The 16,231-nt window shown below is 65.2% G+C and carries 31 protein-coding genes; 30 read left to right on the top strand and 1 reads right to left on the bottom strand.

Features of this window, described 5'->3' with window-relative positions; all coding sequences use genetic code 11:
• The first annotated feature begins 125 nt into the window (after positions 1–125).
• The 4 genes from KALB_RS44875 (at position 126) to KALB_RS23900 (ending at position 1,885) form a co-directional block, all read left to right on the top strand.
• The gene (locus tag KALB_RS44875; RefSeq protein WP_025358230.1) at positions 126–338 is read left to right on the top strand and encodes an excisionase family DNA-binding protein; all 213 of its coding nucleotides are present in this window, start codon (positions 126–128) and stop codon (positions 336–338) included.
• On the top strand, positions 338–688 hold the full coding sequence (locus tag KALB_RS23885; protein ID WP_025358231.1) for a hypothetical protein: 351 nt from the start codon (positions 338–340) through the stop codon (positions 686–688). Before KALB_RS44875 ends, KALB_RS23885 begins: the two co-directional genes overlap by 1 nt.
• A 67-nt stretch (positions 689–755) precedes the next feature.
• Positions 756–1,061 (top strand): hypothetical protein, encoded by a 306-nt coding sequence (locus tag KALB_RS23890; RefSeq protein WP_025358232.1) that lies wholly within the window; start codon positions 756–758, stop codon positions 1,059–1,061.
• Between the two features lie 602 nt (positions 1,062–1,663).
• Positions 1,664–1,885 (top strand): hypothetical protein, encoded by a 222-nt coding sequence (locus tag KALB_RS23900; RefSeq protein WP_025358234.1) that lies wholly within the window; start codon positions 1,664–1,666, stop codon positions 1,883–1,885.
• Between the two features lie 4 nt (positions 1,886–1,889).
• On the opposite strand, the gene KALB_RS23905 is transcribed toward KALB_RS23900, so the two are convergent.
• Entirely contained in the window at positions 1,890–2,474 is a 585-nt protein-coding gene (locus KALB_RS23905) for a helix-turn-helix domain-containing protein (protein ID WP_030110547.1), read from the bottom strand.
• A gap of 133 nt (positions 2,475–2,607) precedes the next feature.
• On the opposite strand from KALB_RS23905, the gene KALB_RS23910 reads away from it, so the two are divergent.
• From KALB_RS23910 to KALB_RS24055, 26 genes are all read left to right on the top strand, one after another.
• The gene (locus KALB_RS23910; RefSeq protein WP_025358236.1) at positions 2,608–3,027 is read left to right on the top strand and encodes a helix-turn-helix domain-containing protein; all 420 of its coding nucleotides are present in this window, start codon (positions 2,608–2,610) and stop codon (positions 3,025–3,027) included.
• Positions 3,024–3,341: a hypothetical protein gene (locus KALB_RS23915; RefSeq protein WP_025358237.1), complete on the top strand. Its 318-nt coding sequence runs from the start codon at positions 3,024–3,026 to the stop codon at positions 3,339–3,341. The genes KALB_RS23910 and KALB_RS23915 overlap by 4 nt, the downstream gene beginning before the upstream one ends.
• A 283-nt stretch (positions 3,342–3,624) precedes the next feature.
• Positions 3,625–3,972: a DUF4326 domain-containing protein gene (locus KALB_RS23925; RefSeq protein ID WP_201771803.1), complete on the top strand. Its 348-nt coding sequence runs from the start codon at positions 3,625–3,627 to the stop codon at positions 3,970–3,972.
• Positions 3,973–4,186: 214 nt separating this feature from the next.
• Positions 4,187–4,450 (top strand): hypothetical protein, encoded by a 264-nt coding sequence (locus tag KALB_RS23935; RefSeq protein WP_025358241.1) that lies wholly within the window; start codon positions 4,187–4,189, stop codon positions 4,448–4,450.
• Between the two features lie 45 nt (positions 4,451–4,495).
• Positions 4,496–5,284 (top strand): hypothetical protein, encoded by a 789-nt coding sequence (locus KALB_RS23940; RefSeq protein ID WP_030110545.1) that lies wholly within the window; start codon positions 4,496–4,498, stop codon positions 5,282–5,284.
• On the top strand, positions 5,281–5,637 hold the full coding sequence (locus KALB_RS23945; RefSeq protein ID WP_025358243.1) for a hypothetical protein: 357 nt from the start codon (positions 5,281–5,283) through the stop codon (positions 5,635–5,637). The genes KALB_RS23940 and KALB_RS23945 overlap by 4 nt, the downstream gene beginning before the upstream one ends.
• A complete protein-coding gene (locus tag KALB_RS44155; RefSeq protein WP_051913240.1) occupies positions 5,634–6,272 on the top strand; it encodes an ERF family protein in 639 nt (212 codons plus the stop codon). The genes KALB_RS23945 and KALB_RS44155 overlap by 4 nt, the downstream gene beginning before the upstream one ends.
• The gene (locus KALB_RS23955; RefSeq protein WP_025358245.1) at positions 6,269–6,628 is read left to right on the top strand and encodes a DUF7574 domain-containing protein; all 360 of its coding nucleotides are present in this window, start codon (positions 6,269–6,271) and stop codon (positions 6,626–6,628) included. The genes KALB_RS44155 and KALB_RS23955 overlap by 4 nt, the downstream gene beginning before the upstream one ends.
• Positions 6,625–6,981 (top strand): hypothetical protein, encoded by a 357-nt coding sequence (locus KALB_RS23960; RefSeq protein ID WP_025358246.1) that lies wholly within the window; start codon positions 6,625–6,627, stop codon positions 6,979–6,981. The genes KALB_RS23955 and KALB_RS23960 overlap by 4 nt, the downstream gene beginning before the upstream one ends.
• Positions 6,978–7,442, top strand: a complete 465-nt coding sequence (locus KALB_RS23965) for a hypothetical protein (RefSeq protein ID WP_025358247.1) — start codon at positions 6,978–6,980, stop codon at positions 7,440–7,442. Before KALB_RS23960 ends, KALB_RS23965 begins: the two co-directional genes overlap by 4 nt.
• Entirely contained in the window at positions 7,439–7,804 is a 366-nt protein-coding gene (locus KALB_RS23970; protein WP_025358248.1) for a hypothetical protein, read from the top strand. Before KALB_RS23965 ends, KALB_RS23970 begins: the two co-directional genes overlap by 4 nt.
• The gene (locus KALB_RS23975) at positions 7,801–8,562 is read left to right on the top strand and encodes a hypothetical protein (RefSeq protein ID WP_025358249.1); all 762 of its coding nucleotides are present in this window, start codon (positions 7,801–7,803) and stop codon (positions 8,560–8,562) included. The genes KALB_RS23970 and KALB_RS23975 overlap by 4 nt, the downstream gene beginning before the upstream one ends.
• Positions 8,559–8,852, top strand: coding sequence for a hypothetical protein (locus KALB_RS23980; RefSeq protein ID WP_025358250.1), 294 nt, complete (start codon positions 8,559–8,561; stop codon positions 8,850–8,852). The genes KALB_RS23975 and KALB_RS23980 overlap by 4 nt, the downstream gene beginning before the upstream one ends.
• A 20-nt stretch (positions 8,853–8,872) precedes the next feature.
• Entirely contained in the window at positions 8,873–9,082 is a 210-nt protein-coding gene (locus KALB_RS23985) for a helix-turn-helix domain-containing protein (protein WP_025358251.1), read from the top strand.
• Positions 9,082–9,270 carry a hypothetical protein gene (locus KALB_RS23990; RefSeq protein WP_025358252.1) on the top strand — a complete coding sequence of 63 codons (189 nt, stop codon included), beginning with the start codon at positions 9,082–9,084 and terminating at the stop codon, positions 9,268–9,270. The genes KALB_RS23985 and KALB_RS23990 overlap by 1 nt, the downstream gene beginning before the upstream one ends.
• Before the next feature lie 11 nt (positions 9,271–9,281).
• The gene (locus KALB_RS23995) at positions 9,282–9,479 is read left to right on the top strand and encodes a hypothetical protein (protein ID WP_025358253.1); all 198 of its coding nucleotides are present in this window, start codon (positions 9,282–9,284) and stop codon (positions 9,477–9,479) included.
• Positions 9,476–10,645: a DNA polymerase III subunit beta gene (locus KALB_RS24000; protein ID WP_025358254.1), complete on the top strand. Its 1,170-nt coding sequence runs from the start codon at positions 9,476–9,478 to the stop codon at positions 10,643–10,645. The genes KALB_RS23995 and KALB_RS24000 overlap by 4 nt, the downstream gene beginning before the upstream one ends.
• The gene (locus KALB_RS24005; RefSeq protein WP_025358255.1) at positions 10,642–10,932 is read left to right on the top strand and encodes a WhiB family transcriptional regulator; all 291 of its coding nucleotides are present in this window, start codon (positions 10,642–10,644) and stop codon (positions 10,930–10,932) included. The genes KALB_RS24000 and KALB_RS24005 overlap by 4 nt, the downstream gene beginning before the upstream one ends.
• The gene (locus KALB_RS24010; RefSeq protein WP_025358256.1) at positions 10,929–11,201 is read left to right on the top strand and encodes a hypothetical protein; all 273 of its coding nucleotides are present in this window, start codon (positions 10,929–10,931) and stop codon (positions 11,199–11,201) included. Before KALB_RS24005 ends, KALB_RS24010 begins: the two co-directional genes overlap by 4 nt.
• Entirely contained in the window at positions 11,198–11,497 is a 300-nt protein-coding gene (locus KALB_RS24015; RefSeq protein ID WP_025358257.1) for a hypothetical protein, read from the top strand. The genes KALB_RS24010 and KALB_RS24015 overlap by 4 nt, the downstream gene beginning before the upstream one ends.
• Complete coding sequence (locus KALB_RS24020; protein ID WP_148309594.1) at positions 11,490–11,717, top strand: hypothetical protein; 228 nt, start codon at positions 11,490–11,492, stop codon at positions 11,715–11,717. The genes KALB_RS24015 and KALB_RS24020 overlap by 8 nt, the downstream gene beginning before the upstream one ends.
• An 11-nt stretch (positions 11,718–11,728) precedes the next feature.
• Entirely contained in the window at positions 11,729–12,808 is a 1,080-nt protein-coding gene (locus KALB_RS45560) for an HNH endonuclease (protein ID WP_035975507.1), read from the top strand.
• 188 nt (positions 12,809–12,996) lie between these two features.
• Positions 12,997–13,419 carry a hypothetical protein gene (locus KALB_RS44170; RefSeq protein ID WP_051913237.1) on the top strand — a complete coding sequence of 141 codons (423 nt, stop codon included), beginning with the start codon at positions 12,997–12,999 and terminating at the stop codon, positions 13,417–13,419.
• Between the two features lie 37 nt (positions 13,420–13,456).
• Positions 13,457–14,461, top strand: a complete 1,005-nt coding sequence (locus KALB_RS44175) for an HNH endonuclease (RefSeq protein ID WP_025358260.1) — start codon at positions 13,457–13,459, stop codon at positions 14,459–14,461.
• Positions 14,461–15,498, top strand: coding sequence for a hypothetical protein (locus KALB_RS44180; protein WP_025358261.1), 1,038 nt, complete (start codon positions 14,461–14,463; stop codon positions 15,496–15,498). The genes KALB_RS44175 and KALB_RS44180 overlap by 1 nt, the downstream gene beginning before the upstream one ends.
• Positions 15,495–16,103: a zinc finger domain-containing protein gene (locus KALB_RS24055; RefSeq protein WP_025358262.1), complete on the top strand. Its 609-nt coding sequence runs from the start codon at positions 15,495–15,497 to the stop codon at positions 16,101–16,103. The genes KALB_RS44180 and KALB_RS24055 overlap by 4 nt, the downstream gene beginning before the upstream one ends.
• The last annotated feature ends 128 nt before the right edge of the window (positions 16,104–16,231 follow it).

Below are 16,231 nucleotides of genomic sequence, written 5' to 3' on the forward strand. Positions count from 1 at the left end.
TAAGTCGCTATGCCTTAGAGTTGCGGCAGATGCGACGGATGCGAAGCCGCCGCAGGCAACAGAAAGCCCCGACCAGTGCGGACACACCAGTCGGGGCGCACATCGAGGCCCTGAGGAGCCAGCCGATGCCCAACCAGGCTACCCAGCACTACCGAGTATCGAAAGTCGCAAGCATGCTCGGCCTCCACAAGAGCACCGTCTACCGACTGGTCGCTTCTGGCGCACTGGAGGGAATCCGAGTCGGTGGCAGCATCTGCATCCCGGCCGACGCCTACGACACCTACCTGCAACAGTGCGAGCAGGCCGCCGTCACCGCAGCCGCCACCGAGGTGGCGTGATGGACGTCGACACCCGTGTTCTGGCTATCGATGACGGCATCCGTGCTCTCGCTGAGCTCGGCGTGACCGCAGTCCAGACCCGCTCTCCCGTCCGGATCAACTGGTCCGAGATCCGTGATGGCCACGTGTGGGCGCTGATTGGTTGCACCCACCGCACCCCCACCGGACACGTGTTCGTCGAGGTCTTCGCCGGGGACACTCGGACGGCCCGGTACGCCCTGACCCACGCCGAGCAGTTCCTGCTGACAGGGATGTGGACGCAGTGGATCGGCTGCTGGTGGCCGGTCGAGTGGGCGACTGAGTTGCAGGCGTGGCTGGACGTCCGCGACGAACTACTGGCGGGTGCCTGATGAACGACTCCTGTGCGCAGTTGGACCAGATCACCGACCCTACGCCCGTCGAGATCGGGAGCACGCGATGACCGCCGACCACACCGTGTCCAGCGAGCAGGTGCTGGAGTTGCTGGCCAGCGTCGACCCCCAGCGAGGGAAGCCGGGCAGCCGGGCCCTCGGCCGCTTCTACCGGTCGTTGGACGAGCACGCAGAGCCTGCGAGGGCGACCGTGATCCCCGGGACGGACCTGACCGTTGGGTTCGTCGCGGATGTCCTGGCCGTGCTCGAGCAGCACGAGGCGACCCGGGTCCCCCCGTTGACCGCTGAGTCGCTGGGCGAGGTGCTGGAGCGCATGTCGGGTCTACTGGCGGCGTACCGCAGCAGTGCGTGATCACCGTCAGTGGGCTGCCGGGTTCTAGCACGCACACGCGTATGCAACTGGGTGTATCGACTGCTCCGGTCGGAGGATGTTTGACCCATCCAAGTGTGTGGGTATGGCAAACGGGGCAGGGTGGGGATTTACGCCTGCCGAGGTGACCTACTACCGACACAGCCCGAACGGGGGCTGTTGGGGAGGAACCGATGCCTGACGCGGAAACCCCGAAGTGTGGAACACCCCGGCAGCAAGGCCACGACACGCTCGAGTTTCGTGCGGTACGGGACGCGGCCCTGGCGCAAGGGAGGGTCGGCTCCGATGAGCTCGTGACGCATGGGGTCGCGAGCCTCCTTGTGCGTACCCGGCAGGGCGGGGAGCGGGTGGAGACGGTGCCGTTGGGGCCGATTGATCGGGAGACGATGCGGGGGATCGTGGATGAGGCAGCGGAGTCGCTGCGGCGTCCACCCCAGGATCGTCGCCGTCCGTGACGCCAGCCTCTAGCCCGTTCGAGTGCAACTGCTCCGTTAGGCCGAGTATCTGCTAACGCGCATGACAGCAAGTCGGATGGTTGCTGTAGGAAAACAACAAGCGACGGGATCGTGAACACGGGAGGCGCCATGGACCTGGACACAGGCCCCTCACTAGCCGAGGCCATCGGCTCCATGCCGCTCCCCGAGGGCGCGGTCGTTTGCAGCGCAGTGGTCATCATGCAGGTCGCCCGAGTCCGTGACGGGCAGCTGGTCACCGAACCGCTGGTGCGGTTCCCGCTCGGCGGCGAGTCCCGCATCAAGCTGCGGGGCATGCTCGCTGGCGTCATGGACGCGCTGCGCTCGAACTAGCAAGCTAGTCGACTGTTCGAGGCCCCTGGTGCGCGCTGCCGGGGGCCTCAGTCATGCGTGCCTCAGCCGGGTCGTACACGGTGGTCTCCCCCAACGAGAAGCCTTCGTCGGGCAGTGGTGCTGGGCTGCCGCGCCGTGCCGCGGGCACCCCGTCCGCCTCGGCCGACTCGGTTTCCTTCCCGATCGGTGGGAGTACGCCTTTCGCGCGGAGGATAGTGTCGACGAGGACCTCGAGCGCGGCGAGCTCCTGCGGGTCGAGGAGCTCCTTCTTCTTCTCGATCCGAGCCCACGCGACCGTAGGCCGACCACCGAGCTTGTCTTTGTGGAAGGCGGGGTCGATGCCGTAGACGCGGAGCGCCTCAGCGGGGTCGATACCAACCACGTCAGCAACGCTGGCAACTACTGCGGCCTCGGGGCGGAAGGGGTTGCCGTCGGGCCTGGCGCCGGCCTCGAACATGGCCCAGTACTTGTCGGAGATTCCTGCGGCTTTCGCGGCCTTCACCTTGCTGAGGCGTCGGTCGTTGCGCAGCTGTTCGATGCGTGCACCGAACTCGCGCAGGCTGGCAGAGGAATGCTCCTGTGGAGTCATGTGCCGCATGATCCCCCATGAGGCTGGCTTCGGCCAATCTCGCGGGGTGACATTGATGAACCTCACGGTGACGAGTTGTTGACAGCTTCACGCCGTGTTGCTCGTTCGAGGTTGTTCGCGTACAGTTCGAGACATGACACAGGAACCCACCTTCAAGCCAGCCGAGCTGGCAAAGCTGGTGCGGGACGCCCGTCTCAAGCTCGGCCTCTCCATGGTCCAAGTCGCCCGGGCCATCAGGCTGTCCGACCGGTGGCTCGGACTGCTCGAAGCTGGAGACCGACCTGACGCGCGCCCTCGCCAGCCGAAGCCTGAGAACATCCGTGCCCTTGCCTTGGTTCTTCGCCTAGACGAGGAACAGGCCCTCACTCTCGCCGGGTACAGCGCCGACGTCCCTGTTGCAGCCCTTGGTGGCCGCCCCAGCTGCTCCGAGGCCCTGTTCAACGCGAACGTGAAGCGGCTCTCTCCCCCGCTGCGGTCCCTCTTCATGGAGCTTGCTGCCGTGCTCGCCGAGCAGGACACGACGAATGACTCTCCGAACGGGAGGGCAGCATGAACAGCACGAACCCCGATGCCGTGATGTTGCTGCTGAAGCGGTTCCTTCAGGACCCAGACGACCTGCCGGTCTTCGGGTTCGACACCTACCAGGTTGCCGTCATGTTCGGGTACCTGACGAAGGACGTTAAGCGCGGTTCCGCTGCGGCCAAGCTCGCGACGGACCGGGTTCGGGCCCTGATCAAGTCGAAGAAGTTGAAGGGACTGAAAATCAACGGGGAGTGGCGTGTCTTCACCCCGGCGATCGCGGAGGTCGCCTACAGCTACACCGATCCGTCCACTGGTGAGACCAGGTCTCTGCGGAGTGCGGCATGAACGCCTGGTCGGGTTCGTCCGTGGTTCGGGTGCGTGAGGTGGCGGTGGACCGACTGCCGTTGTGTGAGGAGCACCCGACGGTCAGCAGGCATGTCGCCGGAGACCTATCAATCACGTGGGAGCCATCAGAGACTGGGGCGGGACACCTGTACTCGTGTGCGGAGTGCGCGGATGGCCCGTTCGGGCGTGTCGCGAGCGCCCTGGACGACAGGGTTCCCGGAACGCAGGTGACGGTCGAGGTCCTGGTGCTGGCTGCGCCCACGCAGATCGCGAGGGCAGCGTGATGCCGCAGCGAATCCAGCGGAAGCGCAAGCGCGGATGGCGCAAGCCACCAAACACGGTCATTGTTGATCGAACCACCGGCTTCGGGAACCCGTTCAGGATTTCCGACGCCATCGAGACCGGCCATGAGGACCCCCGTGGCGCTTGCTTCGCGCACTACGTCGCATGGCTCGATGGCGACCAGTCCTACCGGGACGTCTACACGGTCGGCCGCCGCACCTTCGATCGTCGATGGGTGCGGGCCAACCTTTACAGGCTCCGAGGCAAGAACGTGTGCTGCTCGTGCGGCCTGGACGAGGTTTGCCACGCCGATGAGATCATGCGCCAGGCCAACGGGGGTGCGGCATGAACCCGATCGCTACCCGGTTCGAGGTGTGCCCCCGCTGCCAGCAGGGCGTCACCGTCAACGTGTACTCGTCGCCCCCGAAGACGATCCTTCGACCAGTCACCGCGACCGGCCGCGTTCCGGTTGAGACGGTCGTGCGCTTGCGGACCGAGCCCATCAACCACGACTGCCTCGACCCCGGTCCCGGCGACGGCGAACCGGTCATGGAGAGTGCTGCATGACCGCACCCGATGTCCCCCTGAGACTCGACCAACTCATCCCCGACGTCGTTGCCTGGGGTGTCGCGGTTCCCGCCACCGAGCCTGGCGCGTACGTGGTGATCGCCGAGAAGTCCCGGCGCGAAGCCGAAGACGCCCTCTCGGTCAGCGCGGAACACGAGGACCCCGATCAGGTCCACCGCCTCACCTACTACCACCCCACCCGCGAATGGGTGTTCCACGGCACCGGGCAACCGGTCCGCATAGGCACCGCCGTTCTCTGAACATCGCTTTTCCCGCCACACCGCTATTCGTAGAGGGGTACCCCCATGCCTAAGCAGCCCACGGTCGGCGTGCAACGCGTCGACACCCCGAAGAGCCACTACTACACGATCAACGGCAAGCGGGCCGTCGGGGTCACCACCGCACTCAACGCCCTCCCCAAGGACCTCACCCGGTGGGCTGCCCGCACCGTCGCCGAGCACGTCGTCGAGAACGTCCGCACCGTGTCCTCGATGGTTGCCGAGGGCGGGAAGCAGCCGACCATCAACTACCTCGCGTCGCTGCCGAACCAGAAGCGTGACGACGCTGCTGTCCGCGGCACCTACGTTCACGAACTCGTCGTGCCCCTTGCCAATGGCGAACCTGTCGATGTCCCAGAGCATGTCGCACCGTACGTGCGTGGCGCCTTGGCCTACCTGGACGACTGGCAGCCGACCACGGTCCTCGCCGAGACGGTCGTCGCGTCCTACACGCACCTGTACTGCGGGACCCTGGACTCCATCCAGGACGTTCCAGGGCTGGGCCGGGTCTTGGTGGACTGGAAGACCTCCAACGGGATCTACGGCAACCACGCGCTCCAACTGCCCGCGTACCGGTTCGCTGAGGTGTACCTCGACGAGCACGACGTGGAGCACCCGATGATCCCGGTCGAGGGTGCGTACATCCTGCACATCAAGCCTGACGACTACGAGCTGATCCCGATCACAGCCGAGCGGGAGCAGCACGACCTGTTCGTTGAGGTGCTGGACGTGTACCGGCGCGCGGTGCAATCGGACAAGCTTCGGAAGCTGATCGGCCAGCCCCTGCCCCACCCCGTTCACGAGGTGGCGGCATGAGCGGCAACGACAACTGGCTTCCGGTCGAAGAACACAAGGAACCGTGGCCATGGGAGCAGACGCGGGACGAGGCGGCACAGTTCCTGAACGCCGCCGCTGACCGGCTTGAGATGGCCGCATGTGACTTTCAGTCCGAATGGTTCTGGCAGCGCGAAACCCGACGTGCGGACCTCAGCGTCGGCGCAGCGAACTGGGCCAGGATGGTCGGCCCCGCGATCGCCCCGTTCCTGGTCGGCCAACTTCGCGCGGCGGCCAGCTCGATGGCCAGCGTCTGCATGGCTGACGAGATTCCAGCATCGACTAACCCCAACGTCTTCGGCCTCGCGTCCCACATCATGGCGGTGCGGTCATGAGCGAGACCAGCAAGGAACTGCCGACGGTCATCCAGTCGCTGACCAACGTGATGCGAGACGTCCGATCAGTCAGCAAGAGCGACACCAACACGCACTTCGGTTTTCGATTTCGTGGGATTGACATCGTCCTCGAACACGTCGCCCCCGCCCTGCGTGAGCACGGTGTCGTGGTCATCCCCGAGGTGCTGGAGCAGACGTCCGAACTAGTCGGCAAGAACAATCGGGTCGTCGTCAAGGTGGCCTACACGTTCTGGGGTCCCGCTGGCGACAAGGTCACCGCCGTTGTACCTGGCGAGGCAATGGACGCACAGGACAAGGCCAGCAGCAAGGCCATGTCCGTCGCGTTCCGCACCGCCCTGATCCAGGCGCTCGCGATCCCCACTGGAGAACGCGACCCGCACGCTGGTGAGCCAGTCGGCCGGAAGTTGATCCAGTTGCAGCAGCAGGTCAAGGCGGCTGGCGCAGTCAAGGGGTTGGCCACCATGCAGGCGCTGCGTGAGGACTACGCGCTCTGGTCGCAGGGAGCGGAAATCGAGGCGGCGGACGAGAAGGACCTCGCCGACTACCTGAAGCACCTGAAGCCTGCGGCGACGCAGACCATGCAGCGCCGCCAGTCCGCCGGGGGTACGCGATGAGCAACATCTACAGCGACCCGGACCACTTCGGTCTCTCGATCGTCAAGAGCCACAACGCCAGCCCTGCCTACCAGTTCAACACGATCGCCGTGTTCCGTTGGGATGGCTGGGAGCCGGTCAGGTACTTCGTCGCGCACGACAGCGGGAACTCGTGCTTCCCACCTTTCGAAGACATCAAGTTGCCTCACCTAATCGCTGTTCACACGCTGGCAGATGTCGACAAGTTCGCCCGTGAGAAGTGGGCTGATTTGGACTTGCACCGCTACTTCGAAGAAGAGGGCAGCGCTGTTGACTCAGCAGTTGCGGCGTTGATGGATGGCTTGGACCTGAGCTTCCAGCGCGGGGGTGCCCGGTGACGAACACGCCGACCGTGAACCAGGTTGTAGGCCGCCTCGTCGAGTTGTCGCGGATGTTGGACGAAGCGACCAACGAGTATGCCGAGCTTGATGAGGCTTGGGTGCGCGCGAAGGCGGCCCACCGGGTTGCGTACGCGCGGTCGTTCCTGACCACCGAGGGATCGGTGGGGTTCCGGGAGCAGACCGCCGTCCTCAAGGTCGAGGACGAGTGGTTCGCGATGGAGATAGCCGACCAGAAGGTACGTGCCTGCAAAGAGCGGATAAGGACCATTCGCGACCAGATCGAGGTGGGTAGGTCCCTCAGTTCTGCGATCAAGGCCGAGTTCGCGGCCGGAGCGGTAGGGCAGCCATGAGCGACGAGGACATCCGCATGGTCCAGGAGCACCTCGTGTTCCTGGACTTTGAGGCCGAGCGGGATCAGGCCGTGCAGCTGCTCGCCGACGCCGCCAACAAGTTGACGAAGCTGGGATCTGCCGCAACCCCAGGCCAGTGGTGGACACACGACACGCACCTCGGCGTTGGCGGTCACACTGCGTCTGTTCTCACTGGCGAAAGTGGCACCTCCAAGGTGGAGTTGCTGGCCTGGTTGCCCACGTTCTCGAACGAGCCGTGGGACCAGTCGAGGAACGTCTGGAACAACGCGCAGTGGATCGCAGTCATGGGCCCGACGATCGCCCCGTTCCTTGCAGCCTGGCTGTCGCAGGCCGCACAGATCGCTGCCGCCGCACCAAACCGTGGCGAGTTCAGGGTGAGTGTGGACCGCAAGGCCCTCGGGCTCGCCGAGTACGTGATGCGTACGGGCGGGGCCGCATGAACGCCCGCCCGCACATCGTGGTCCTCTGCGGCAGCCTCGCGTGGCCTGAGGACCTCATGCTCGCCGCGATGGCCGAGTGGCGACAAGGCCACCAGGTGTACGGCCCCACCTCCCAGCCGCACATCGCCAGCACCGAACACGACCGGCGACACCGCGCACAGATCGACCTCGCCACCGAAGTCGTTGTTGTGGCCAGACCGGACGGTTCCCTCGGTGACGCCACCCAATCCGAGATGGAGTACGCCCTCAACACCGGGAAGCCCGTGAGGTTCTGGCCACCCGAAGCTGACCTCAAGTACCTCGTGAACCGGATCAAGGCAGTCGTCCATCACACCCTCGACGCACAGGAGCGTGGAGCATGAGCACTGACCAGCCGTACACCGCTGAGACTCAGATCGTCGCGTCGCTGAAGCAGGCAAAGGAGTGCCTGGACAAGCAGCTATCGGCCCCTATCGAGCAGTTCGACCTGGCAAACCACCGGCTGTACTGCGCCCAGTTCAGGGTGGCAGTGCTGCTGGAGACCCTGCGACGCCAGAACCCTCAGCAAGCCGATGAACTCGTGGCCTGGATCAACGACCGACTGGATGACGGCGAAACCGCAGCCGAACTGACCGACTTGTGGAACGAGCAGGTCTCGAGCCAGCACCAGCTCACTGACCTTGGCCCCTTCAAGGAGGAGCAGCCGCCAGCACCTGCTGACGCTTTCACTGTGGCGAGCCCGCTGGAGAACGGCACGACCGTTGATGTGCTCGCGGTCCACACGAACATCCCAGGGCTGATCATCGCTCAGGCAGTCAAGGCGACCGTCGTGGAGCAAGGTGAGCCATCAGGTTGGGAACCTCGACCCGGCGCCTGGAAAGTGATGCACGAGCCGTCACTCCGTGTCATCGCGCAGATGGCGTTTCCGCTCGACACGGCGCGAGGAATCGTCGAGAAGCTCGGTGAGCTGGACATCGACTGGACTCAGGACAGTGACGCACTCCTGTCGAGCGTCGACCAGACCCGCAAGAGCGGGATCGGAGCGGCGTTTAGCGTCCAGTACTGCCACTACTGCACCGACGCCGACCACGCACTGCTCCCCGAGTTCCGGTTCCCCAGGCCTGTCGAGCGTGCCGCATGACGTTCGATGAGGAAACCACCGCTCTGTTCGACTCGGCACTCGCTGAGTTCTGCACCGCCCGCGGCATCGACTACACCGCCCTCCCCACTGACGCGCACATCGCGATGCGGGAACTTCTGCACATCGGCCAAACCTACGGCTACTCCGTGGCCGACGGCATCAAGCAGCAGCTGATCGACGGCATCCCCCCTGGTTCACGAGTCGCTGCGCCCGGGCTACCAGTTCGCGATCCGTGCAATCGCTGCCACTACGTGGGAGACCAGCCAAGAAACCCCGTCCTCACCCGCTGACGCCTACTGAGGAGGCCGCCATGACCATGCCCCTGTACGGAGAACCCCTCACCAGCCGGGAACGCGAAGTGCTCGCCCTCGCCGGGGCCGGCGCCAGCAACAAGGAGATCGGCGCCATCTTGTTCATCGGGGAGAACACGGTGAAGACGCACCTGCTGCGCGCCTCGATCAAGTTGGGCACCCACGATCGCTATGCAGCCGCTGCTGCTGCCGATGTGGCGGTGTCGTGATGGACGCGACCGATCCCTGCGAACTCGTCCGCAGCGGGCAGCACGTGGACGCCCTGTTCCTCACTGGTGGCGTCTACGGCAGTGGCCGCGTCATCGGCTACTGCGACGCCCCCACCTATGTGATCGAGCGCCCGGACGGAACCCAGTTCTCGTGGCGCGCCGACCTGACCAAGACCACCAACGACTGAGGAGGCCGGCCATGGCCAAACACTGCAAGAACTGTGGCTATGTCATCAAGCAATCCAGCCAGCACGGAGGTGCACACATCCACGCGGGCACCAAGATGGTCCGCTGCTCTGTCGGTATCGAAGCCGAGATCACGGTTGCCGAGCCAGGCGATAACAGCTCTCCGGTAGCGGAGATCATCCAGGCTGGCCTGATGGAGGTGGAATCATGAACCTCCGTGCCCGCATCGAACACCGGCACCTCGCCGACGCCATGTCCTGGACCGCGAAGCGCGCCGACGGCTTCGGCCTCTCCCCCATCCTCGCTGGGGTACTGATCGAATCGGTCGGAGATGAACTGCGCTTCTCCGCAAGCGGAGCAGATGTTTCCGCAGTCGCCACCGTCCCAGCGATCATCGACACGCCGGGGCGCGTCCTCGTCTCCGCCAGGCTCATGGACCGCATCGTAAAGGTCGCGCCGACTGGAACCGTGGTCCTCAACGAACTCCCGGACGGCCAACTGCGCATGACCGCGGGCGGCACGTTCGGGCTACCCACCATGCCCACCGAGGACTATCCGCAGCTTCCTGAACTTCCGCCAGTAGTCGGCGAGATTCCCGAAGCGGACTGGGCAGCAGCTGTACGACAGGTCGCGATCGCGGCAGGCGGTAAAGACTCTGCTCCTCACTGGCTCGCCTGCATCCTCATCGAACTCGGCGACAACCTCACCATGGTTGCCACCAACCGCCACCAACTGTCCACCATCGACCTACCCTGGCAACCCACCCTCGACGGAGCACCCGGTACCCGGCTGCTGATCCCGGCAGCCACTCTCGCCGACCACGCCAAGGCCCTGCGCGGCGACGGCAATTTGACGCTTCACCACTCGGAAGGTGCCGGGGTCCTTGGGATCAGCAGCCCCGGGCGGCACGCCACGATCAGGCTCGCGGTCGATGAGTTCGCGCAGAACTGGCGGCGCATTATCCCCGCGAACCCACCCATCAACATCGCTGTCCCGGCCACCGACCTTGATGCTGCACTTCGCAGGGCCGAGGCCCTCGGCGACCAGCCTGAAGGCAACATCCTCATCGAACTCGAACCCGGCGAACTGCACGTCGTAGTCGACCAGCCTGCCGTCACTGGGGGAACCGGTCGCGAAACCCTCCTCATCGACTACGACGGCGAACCCGTCGAAGCGCGGGTGCGCATCGGATACCTCCGCAACGCCGTTGCCCAGGTCGGCAACAGCCAGACCGCGGTTCTCGGCATCACCAACTACAAGACCGCTGTCGTAGTTCGTCGGCTGCGCCCGGACGGAACTCAGGCCACGACCTCGACGCAACTGGTGATGCCGATCCGCCTGGACGCGCCGCCGGTGCAAGTAAGGAGGGCGGCATGACCCCCAATCAGTCTTTCGGTCTGCGACTCCTTCCCAACCTGTTCGACGCTCTCCGCAAGGAGGAGTGGCAAGACTACGGCGTTTGCAACCAGACGGACCCCGAATGCTTCTTCCCGGAAAAGGGCGGCTCCACGCGGGAGGCCAAGCGGATCTGTCAGGGCTGCGAGGTGCGCTCCGAGTGCCTGGAGTACGCACTGGTGCACGGCGAGCGCTTCGGCATCTGGGGCGGGCTGTCCGAACGGGAACGCAGGAAGCTCAAGGCGCAGCAACGACAGGAAGCGGCATGAGTACCTCCCTCACCGGTGACCCGCTCACCGACGCAATGGTCCCAATCGCAGTCAACCTCGCCTGGTCGGTGCACATGATGGAGCGCAGCGAGGTACTGGCCGCCTTCCGGCAGGCACGGAATCTCCTCGCCACACACAAGGCCCAGTCACAGGGTGATGCTGCTGCGGCAATGGCTCTCGCGGTGCTACTAGCCGCGATGGTCCCAGTCGACCGGAGCCTGCGGTCGATGCTCGCGTGGCTTGACGGCACAGAGAAGGCGGCGGCATGAACACTCCGCCCATCCAGCACGGCACTCTCGCCGCGGTGTGGCGGCACCGTCGTCACCGGACCCGCTTGTGCCCGCCCTGCTCGAAGGTCCGGATCGAACGGGACATCGCCTGGAAGATCCGCACCGGCCGGAAACCCACCCTGGCAGTGGACATCGCCGATCTTCAGAAGGCCCTGACCGGCGGGGACCTGGCGGTGATCCTCGCGGATCGACACGGCGCGCTGGTTGTCGATGCCATCCGCGCACGACGGCCGCACCTGTCCAGTTCGGTCAGTGGGGTGAGCGCGCGTGGATAGCGCACTCGTGGTCGTGATCGCGCTCGCCACGGTAGGTGAGGCCGCGTGGTGCGCGGTACTGGCCCGGCGCCTGTTTGGTCTCACCAGCCCCGCCCACGCGGGCTGGGAAGGCCGCGAGGAGGAACTCGCCCGGATCGTCGCCGAGCACCGGGCACTCACCCGCATCACCCAGGACACCGCTCGCCTCCGCCGTGCACTCCCGATTGGAGGTTCCCTGTGAAGCGCTCACGAATGGCAACGATCCGAACACTCCGCTGGGACGAACCGCTTCCTGAAGCAACGCCAAGGCGTTACCGCGATGGCCGGGGCTACATCCGACTGCGCTGGCTCGTCGGTACCCAGCAGTACGTCGAGGAGTACGAGCACCGCCTCGTAGCCGGTCGTCCACATCCACGGTTTCACGTCCACCATCGCAACGAGGTGAAGGACGACAACCGACCCGAGAACCTCGAAATTCTGACGCCGGGGGAGCACGAGGCACGCCACGGCAACCTCAAGAAGAGCCCAGGCCGCACCCCCGGCGTACGTCGATTCGCACCATACCAAGGACGCGCCGCCATGGAGAAGGCTCAGCGTCGCCTTGCGCGCGAAGCGCAACGCCGAGACGAAGTCAATCGGATGCGCGACCTTTACGAGTCTGGTCTGACGACAGTTGAAATCGCTGGAATCGTAGGCATTGACGCCTCCAACGTATACCGGCGGCTCGCCGCTGCTGGCGTGGTCATGAGGACGTCCACCGACTACGCCACCGTCCTCAACGACAGAGAGATCGGAGATAAGTACCAGACGGGCCGAAGTCTTCAGTCACTCGCGCGGGAATGGCGTGTCACCTCCGGACGAATCGCTGAGGCACTTGATAGGGCCGGCGTACCGCGACGGAAGCCAGGCCGTTCGAGCAACCGCGCCCATGAGGGCGAGAACCGGGCACGCGAGATCGTTTACGCACGTAGCGGGCGCGTGTGTGAACGCTGCAGCAACGCTCGCGCCACCGAGTGGCACCACCGCAAGAACCGCTCCCAAGGCGGCAAATGGTGTGCCAACAACGGCTTGGACTTGTGTGCTCCCTGTCACCTTGATGTCACCAACACGAACGGCAAGCGTGCCGAGTATGAAGACAAGGGCTGGATCGTCCCATCCCACCGCGACCCCGCCGCGGTCCCGGCCCTGATCTACCACCCGAGCATCGGCCACGACTACGTGCTCCTCATGGAAGACGGCAGCGTCCAGCTCGCTCCGTGGCCCAACAGCTCGATTGGTCACCCCGATGACCTGCCGACCAGGCAGCCGGACACCACGGCAGGTGCCGCGTGAGCATCGACCGCAGTAACTGCCCAGCCTCCAAACACGGCACCATGTCCGCCTACACCTACCACGGATGTCGCTGCGCAGAAGCCCGCGAAGCACGACGCCTGCACCGCAAGAGGCACCGTGAAGGACGGGCCGAAAGGCGCATCGTCGACTCGACCGGGACCCACCGTCGACTCCGCGCCCTGTGCAGGATGGGGCACAGCATCCAGCACATCGCACTGCTCCTCGGACACAGCCACGGCCGCAGCCTCCACAAGGTCTTCGGCCGCTCCACCGTTTCCATCAAGACCGCACAGTCAATCGCTGCCCTCTACGACCAGCTCTCAATGACGTGTGGCCCGCACGCTCGCACACGTGAGCTCGCTGAACAGGCTGGGTGGCCCCCGCCGCTGGCGTGGGACGACGACACCATCGACAACCCGTCAGCACAGCCTGACCTCGGCGCAACCGCAAGCAGGCGGGGCATGCCGAAGATCGACGTTCAAGACGCCCGAGCGCTCCTGTCGTACGGCGTCCAGCACGACCACGTCGCCGAACTCTTCGGCGTCACCGAGGCATCCCTCGATACGGCGCTCCGTCGATCCAGCCAGCACAACCAGTCCACCGCGGCTTGACAACCGCCTCCAGCCCTACCTGCCCAAGGAGGCCAACATGAGCGTGAGCAAGCGCCTACGCTTCGAGATCTTCCGGCGTGACAGCCACTCTTGCCGCTACTGCGGCGCGACAGCCTCCAACACCAAACTGACCATCGACCACGTCACGCCTGTGGCGCTCGGCGGCTCCGACGAGCCAAGCAACCTCGTCACCGCCTGCCGTGACTGCAACTCAGGCAAGACCTCATCTAGTCCCGACGCTCCCTTCGTCGCCGATGTTGCCCAGGACGCGCTCCGCTGGGCCCGTGCGCAACAGGCTGCTGCTCAGCAGATGCTCCGACAGTTCGAGACCCGCTCGATACACCATCGAGCGTTCGAGGAACGCTGGAACCAGTGGCCCCGCGGAGGACAGGCAATCGCCCTACCCGGGGGGTGGGAGCACTCAGTTGACAACTTCGTGGCTGCCGGCCTACCGGTACCGATCCTGCTTGACTGCATCGATAAGGCAATGCCCGTCAATCGTGTCGCCAACGAGAACGTGTTCCGATACGCATGCGGGATCGCCTGGAACCTGGTTGCCAGCCTTCAGGAAGAGACACGACACCTGGTTGATGCAAACCTTGAAAATCAGAAGGAAGATGCCATCCGCGAGCCGAACGAGCTTGCCAACCTACTGCTTGGTTACCTTGACATTTCTCATGACGATGAACTGCGCGAGATTGAGCTCAAGACCAGGATCAGCTACCAGGAAGACGGGGAGCAGCCGAACCTCTCAAGCACCGAATGGGGAGTACTCGGGGCCATCGGTGAACTAGCCGACAAGGCGTCGACGCTTGAGAACGCGGCCAGCTCACTCCTACTGCAGCTGTCCCCCGAGACCCTCAAGCGGCTACGTCAGCAGATCATCAACGAGCTGTCCGCACACCTGGGCAACAACTGGTCGCAGGGCGACCTGCTGAGCTACATGATCAGAAGCCTGCAGGTCATTGGGGCCAGGGAGACCGAGTACACCTACTCCTACATCGTCCCCAGCATTGGCAGCGACCCGTGGACGGTGGACTGATGGCCCGCTCCTACGCCCGTCTCATGACGTCAATCTGGCGCAACCGCGAGTTTCGCGGGCTCGACTCGGCCGCGCAGCGCATGTACCTGCTGCTCGTCACGCAACCAGACATTAGCGCGGCCGGCACGCTCCCCTTGACCGTCCGCCGCTGGGCGGACCTCGCCGCAGATACGGACATCCAGGGCGTTACCTCGGCCTTGACCACGCTTGCCGCCAAGCGGTTCATCGCGTTCGACCGCAACACCGAGGAGCTCCTCGTGCGCTCGTTCGTGAAGTGGGACGGCGGCCACCGCAACAGCAAGCGGCGCCCCGTGATCTTTCGGGCCGCCGAGGAACTCGTCTCGCCAGCCCTGCGCCGGGTGCTGGCCGACGAGTTCAGCAGGCTCGACCTGCCCGTCAACTTCCTGACGGATAGCCCATCCGATACGGCATCGGATGGGCTATCCAGGGCGGCGAGCGACCCGACCAGCGTCCAGATCGACGAACAGATGCCAAGTTCAGCGTTTCCCCAGGTAGATAGGCTATCCGATGCGCTATCGGATAGCCCAGCCGATGCGCCAAGCCAATTTGAGGGGGTTGTACTACGTACAACCCAGAAGAAAGAACAAAAGACTCCACCTACGGTGGGGCGCGAGGCGCCCGGCACCCAGCAGATCGTTGGCGCCTGGATCGACACCTGCCGCAAGCGCCCACCCGGCAACGTCATCGGGCAGATCAGCAAGAACGTCAAAGCGATGCTCGAAGAAGGCATCGACCACAGCGACGTCCAGGCTGGCCTGCTCGAGTGGGCACGCAAGGCCCTCCATCCCTCAACACTGCCCAGCGTCGTCAACGAGGTCATGAACCGGCCAGCAAGCCCCGCCCGGCCAGTTGGCCCAGTCGGGAGCGGCTCGAAGCGCATGGACAAGGCACTCGCCGCACTAGCGCCCGATGACCCGTTCCGCGCCCAGTACGCCGCCGCTCAAGCCGCAGCAGCCGAGCAGACAGCCTCGTCCGCCGAGACCTGGCTCGTCATCGAAGGAGGCAAGACCGCATGAACGCCAACGAGGCCGGGCGAATCCTGCTCATGGCCATCAGCCTCGATCCGAAGATGCCGCAACCCGATGACGCCGGGTTCATCCGCAGCGCTTGGGCGGCAGCGTTGCACGACGTCCCTGTCGAGGCTGGCCAGCAGGCAGTGATTGCCTACTACCGGTCCGACCGGTACACCCAGACCCGGGAGACGATCGCCCCCGGCGACATCGTCCAGTGGTGGAACGCGCGCCGCCGACCGAACGAGCAGGAGCGGGCCGGTGGTGATCGGCGTGCCCTGCCGGCGCCCCCGATGGATCCACAGCGGGTCATGGCTGGCGTGTCGCTGGTGCGGAAGTCTCTGGCGATCGCGAAGGGCGTGGACCCAGACGAGGCTGAGGGGGAAGCCGAGGCGGCACGGCTGCTGCGGTCGGTGCGCTGCCCGCATTGCCAGGCCGAGGTCAACCGGCCCTGTGTGGGGATCCGCGGCGTGCCACTGTCGGATGGGGTGGTTCATGACTCGCGGCAGCAGGCTGTTGATGGCCAGGCACCGGCCGTGAGGCCGCGGTCTGAGGTGGCCGCGCGGTCGGAGATCGGACGCATGGGTGTCAGGGGCGCTGAGAGCGCCTGAGCACCCACCTCCGCTGTAGTCCGTCTGACTGGATGCGTTGGACGGGCGTGTGAGCGAGCTGGGCGTCAAAGCGGTGGAGCGGTAGCCGCCTGGTCAGGGTCAGGTGTTGCCGGGAGTTTCAAACGAGG

Source organism: Kutzneria viridogrisea DSM 43870, from assembly GCF_000525635.1.
Classification (GTDB): Bacteria; Actinomycetota; Actinomycetes; order Mycobacteriales; family Pseudonocardiaceae; genus Kutzneria; species Kutzneria viridogrisea.

What these genes read in the sequence shown, in the direction of transcription:
- KALB_RS44875 (WP_025358230.1), top strand. Translation starts at nt 126, where the DNA reads ATGCCCAACCAGGCTACCCAGCACTACCGAGTATCGAAAGTCGCAAGC.
- KALB_RS23885 (WP_025358231.1), top strand. Translation starts at nt 338, where the DNA reads ATGGACGTCGACACCCGTGTTCTGGCTATCGATGACGGCATCCGTGCT.
- KALB_RS23890 (WP_025358232.1), top strand. Translation starts at nt 756, where the DNA reads ATGACCGCCGACCACACCGTGTCCAGCGAGCAGGTGCTGGAGTTGCTG.
- KALB_RS23900 (WP_025358234.1), top strand. Translation starts at nt 1,664, where the DNA reads ATGGACCTGGACACAGGCCCCTCACTAGCCGAGGCCATCGGCTCCATG.
- KALB_RS23905 (WP_030110547.1), bottom strand. Translation starts at nt 2,474, where the DNA reads ATGACTCCACAGGAGCATTCCTCTGCCAGCCTGCGCGAGTTCGGTGCA.
- KALB_RS23910 (WP_025358236.1), top strand. Translation starts at nt 2,608, where the DNA reads ATGACACAGGAACCCACCTTCAAGCCAGCCGAGCTGGCAAAGCTGGTG.
- KALB_RS23915 (WP_025358237.1), top strand. Translation starts at nt 3,024, where the DNA reads ATGAACAGCACGAACCCCGATGCCGTGATGTTGCTGCTGAAGCGGTTC.
- KALB_RS23925 (WP_201771803.1), top strand. Translation starts at nt 3,625, where the DNA reads ATGCCGCAGCGAATCCAGCGGAAGCGCAAGCGCGGATGGCGCAAGCCA.
- KALB_RS23935 (WP_025358241.1), top strand. Translation starts at nt 4,187, where the DNA reads ATGACCGCACCCGATGTCCCCCTGAGACTCGACCAACTCATCCCCGAC.
- KALB_RS23940 (WP_030110545.1), top strand. Translation starts at nt 4,496, where the DNA reads ATGCCTAAGCAGCCCACGGTCGGCGTGCAACGCGTCGACACCCCGAAG.
- KALB_RS23945 (WP_025358243.1), top strand. Translation starts at nt 5,281, where the DNA reads ATGAGCGGCAACGACAACTGGCTTCCGGTCGAAGAACACAAGGAACCG.
- KALB_RS44155 (WP_051913240.1), top strand. Translation starts at nt 5,634, where the DNA reads ATGAGCGAGACCAGCAAGGAACTGCCGACGGTCATCCAGTCGCTGACC.
- KALB_RS23955 (WP_025358245.1), top strand. Translation starts at nt 6,269, where the DNA reads ATGAGCAACATCTACAGCGACCCGGACCACTTCGGTCTCTCGATCGTC.
- KALB_RS23965 (WP_025358247.1), top strand. Translation starts at nt 6,978, where the DNA reads ATGAGCGACGAGGACATCCGCATGGTCCAGGAGCACCTCGTGTTCCTG.
- KALB_RS23970 (WP_025358248.1), top strand. Translation starts at nt 7,439, where the DNA reads ATGAACGCCCGCCCGCACATCGTGGTCCTCTGCGGCAGCCTCGCGTGG.
- KALB_RS23975 (WP_025358249.1), top strand. Translation starts at nt 7,801, where the DNA reads ATGAGCACTGACCAGCCGTACACCGCTGAGACTCAGATCGTCGCGTCG.
- KALB_RS23980 (WP_025358250.1), top strand. Translation starts at nt 8,559, where the DNA reads ATGACGTTCGATGAGGAAACCACCGCTCTGTTCGACTCGGCACTCGCT.
- KALB_RS23985 (WP_025358251.1), top strand. Translation starts at nt 8,873, where the DNA reads ATGACCATGCCCCTGTACGGAGAACCCCTCACCAGCCGGGAACGCGAA.
- KALB_RS23990 (WP_025358252.1), top strand. Translation starts at nt 9,082, where the DNA reads ATGGACGCGACCGATCCCTGCGAACTCGTCCGCAGCGGGCAGCACGTG.
- KALB_RS23995 (WP_025358253.1), top strand. Translation starts at nt 9,282, where the DNA reads ATGGCCAAACACTGCAAGAACTGTGGCTATGTCATCAAGCAATCCAGC.
- KALB_RS24000 (WP_025358254.1), top strand. Translation starts at nt 9,476, where the DNA reads ATGAACCTCCGTGCCCGCATCGAACACCGGCACCTCGCCGACGCCATG.
- KALB_RS24005 (WP_025358255.1), top strand. Translation starts at nt 10,642, where the DNA reads ATGACCCCCAATCAGTCTTTCGGTCTGCGACTCCTTCCCAACCTGTTC.
- KALB_RS24010 (WP_025358256.1), top strand. Translation starts at nt 10,929, where the DNA reads ATGAGTACCTCCCTCACCGGTGACCCGCTCACCGACGCAATGGTCCCA.
- KALB_RS24015 (WP_025358257.1), top strand. Translation starts at nt 11,198, where the DNA reads ATGAACACTCCGCCCATCCAGCACGGCACTCTCGCCGCGGTGTGGCGG.
- KALB_RS45560 (WP_035975507.1), top strand. Translation starts at nt 11,729, where the DNA reads ATGGCAACGATCCGAACACTCCGCTGGGACGAACCGCTTCCTGAAGCA.
- KALB_RS44170 (WP_051913237.1), top strand. Translation starts at nt 12,997, where the DNA reads ATGGGGCACAGCATCCAGCACATCGCACTGCTCCTCGGACACAGCCAC.
- KALB_RS44175 (WP_025358260.1), top strand. Translation starts at nt 13,457, where the DNA reads ATGAGCGTGAGCAAGCGCCTACGCTTCGAGATCTTCCGGCGTGACAGC.
- KALB_RS44180 (WP_025358261.1), top strand. Translation starts at nt 14,461, where the DNA reads ATGGCCCGCTCCTACGCCCGTCTCATGACGTCAATCTGGCGCAACCGC.
- KALB_RS24055 (WP_025358262.1), top strand. Translation starts at nt 15,495, where the DNA reads ATGAACGCCAACGAGGCCGGGCGAATCCTGCTCATGGCCATCAGCCTC.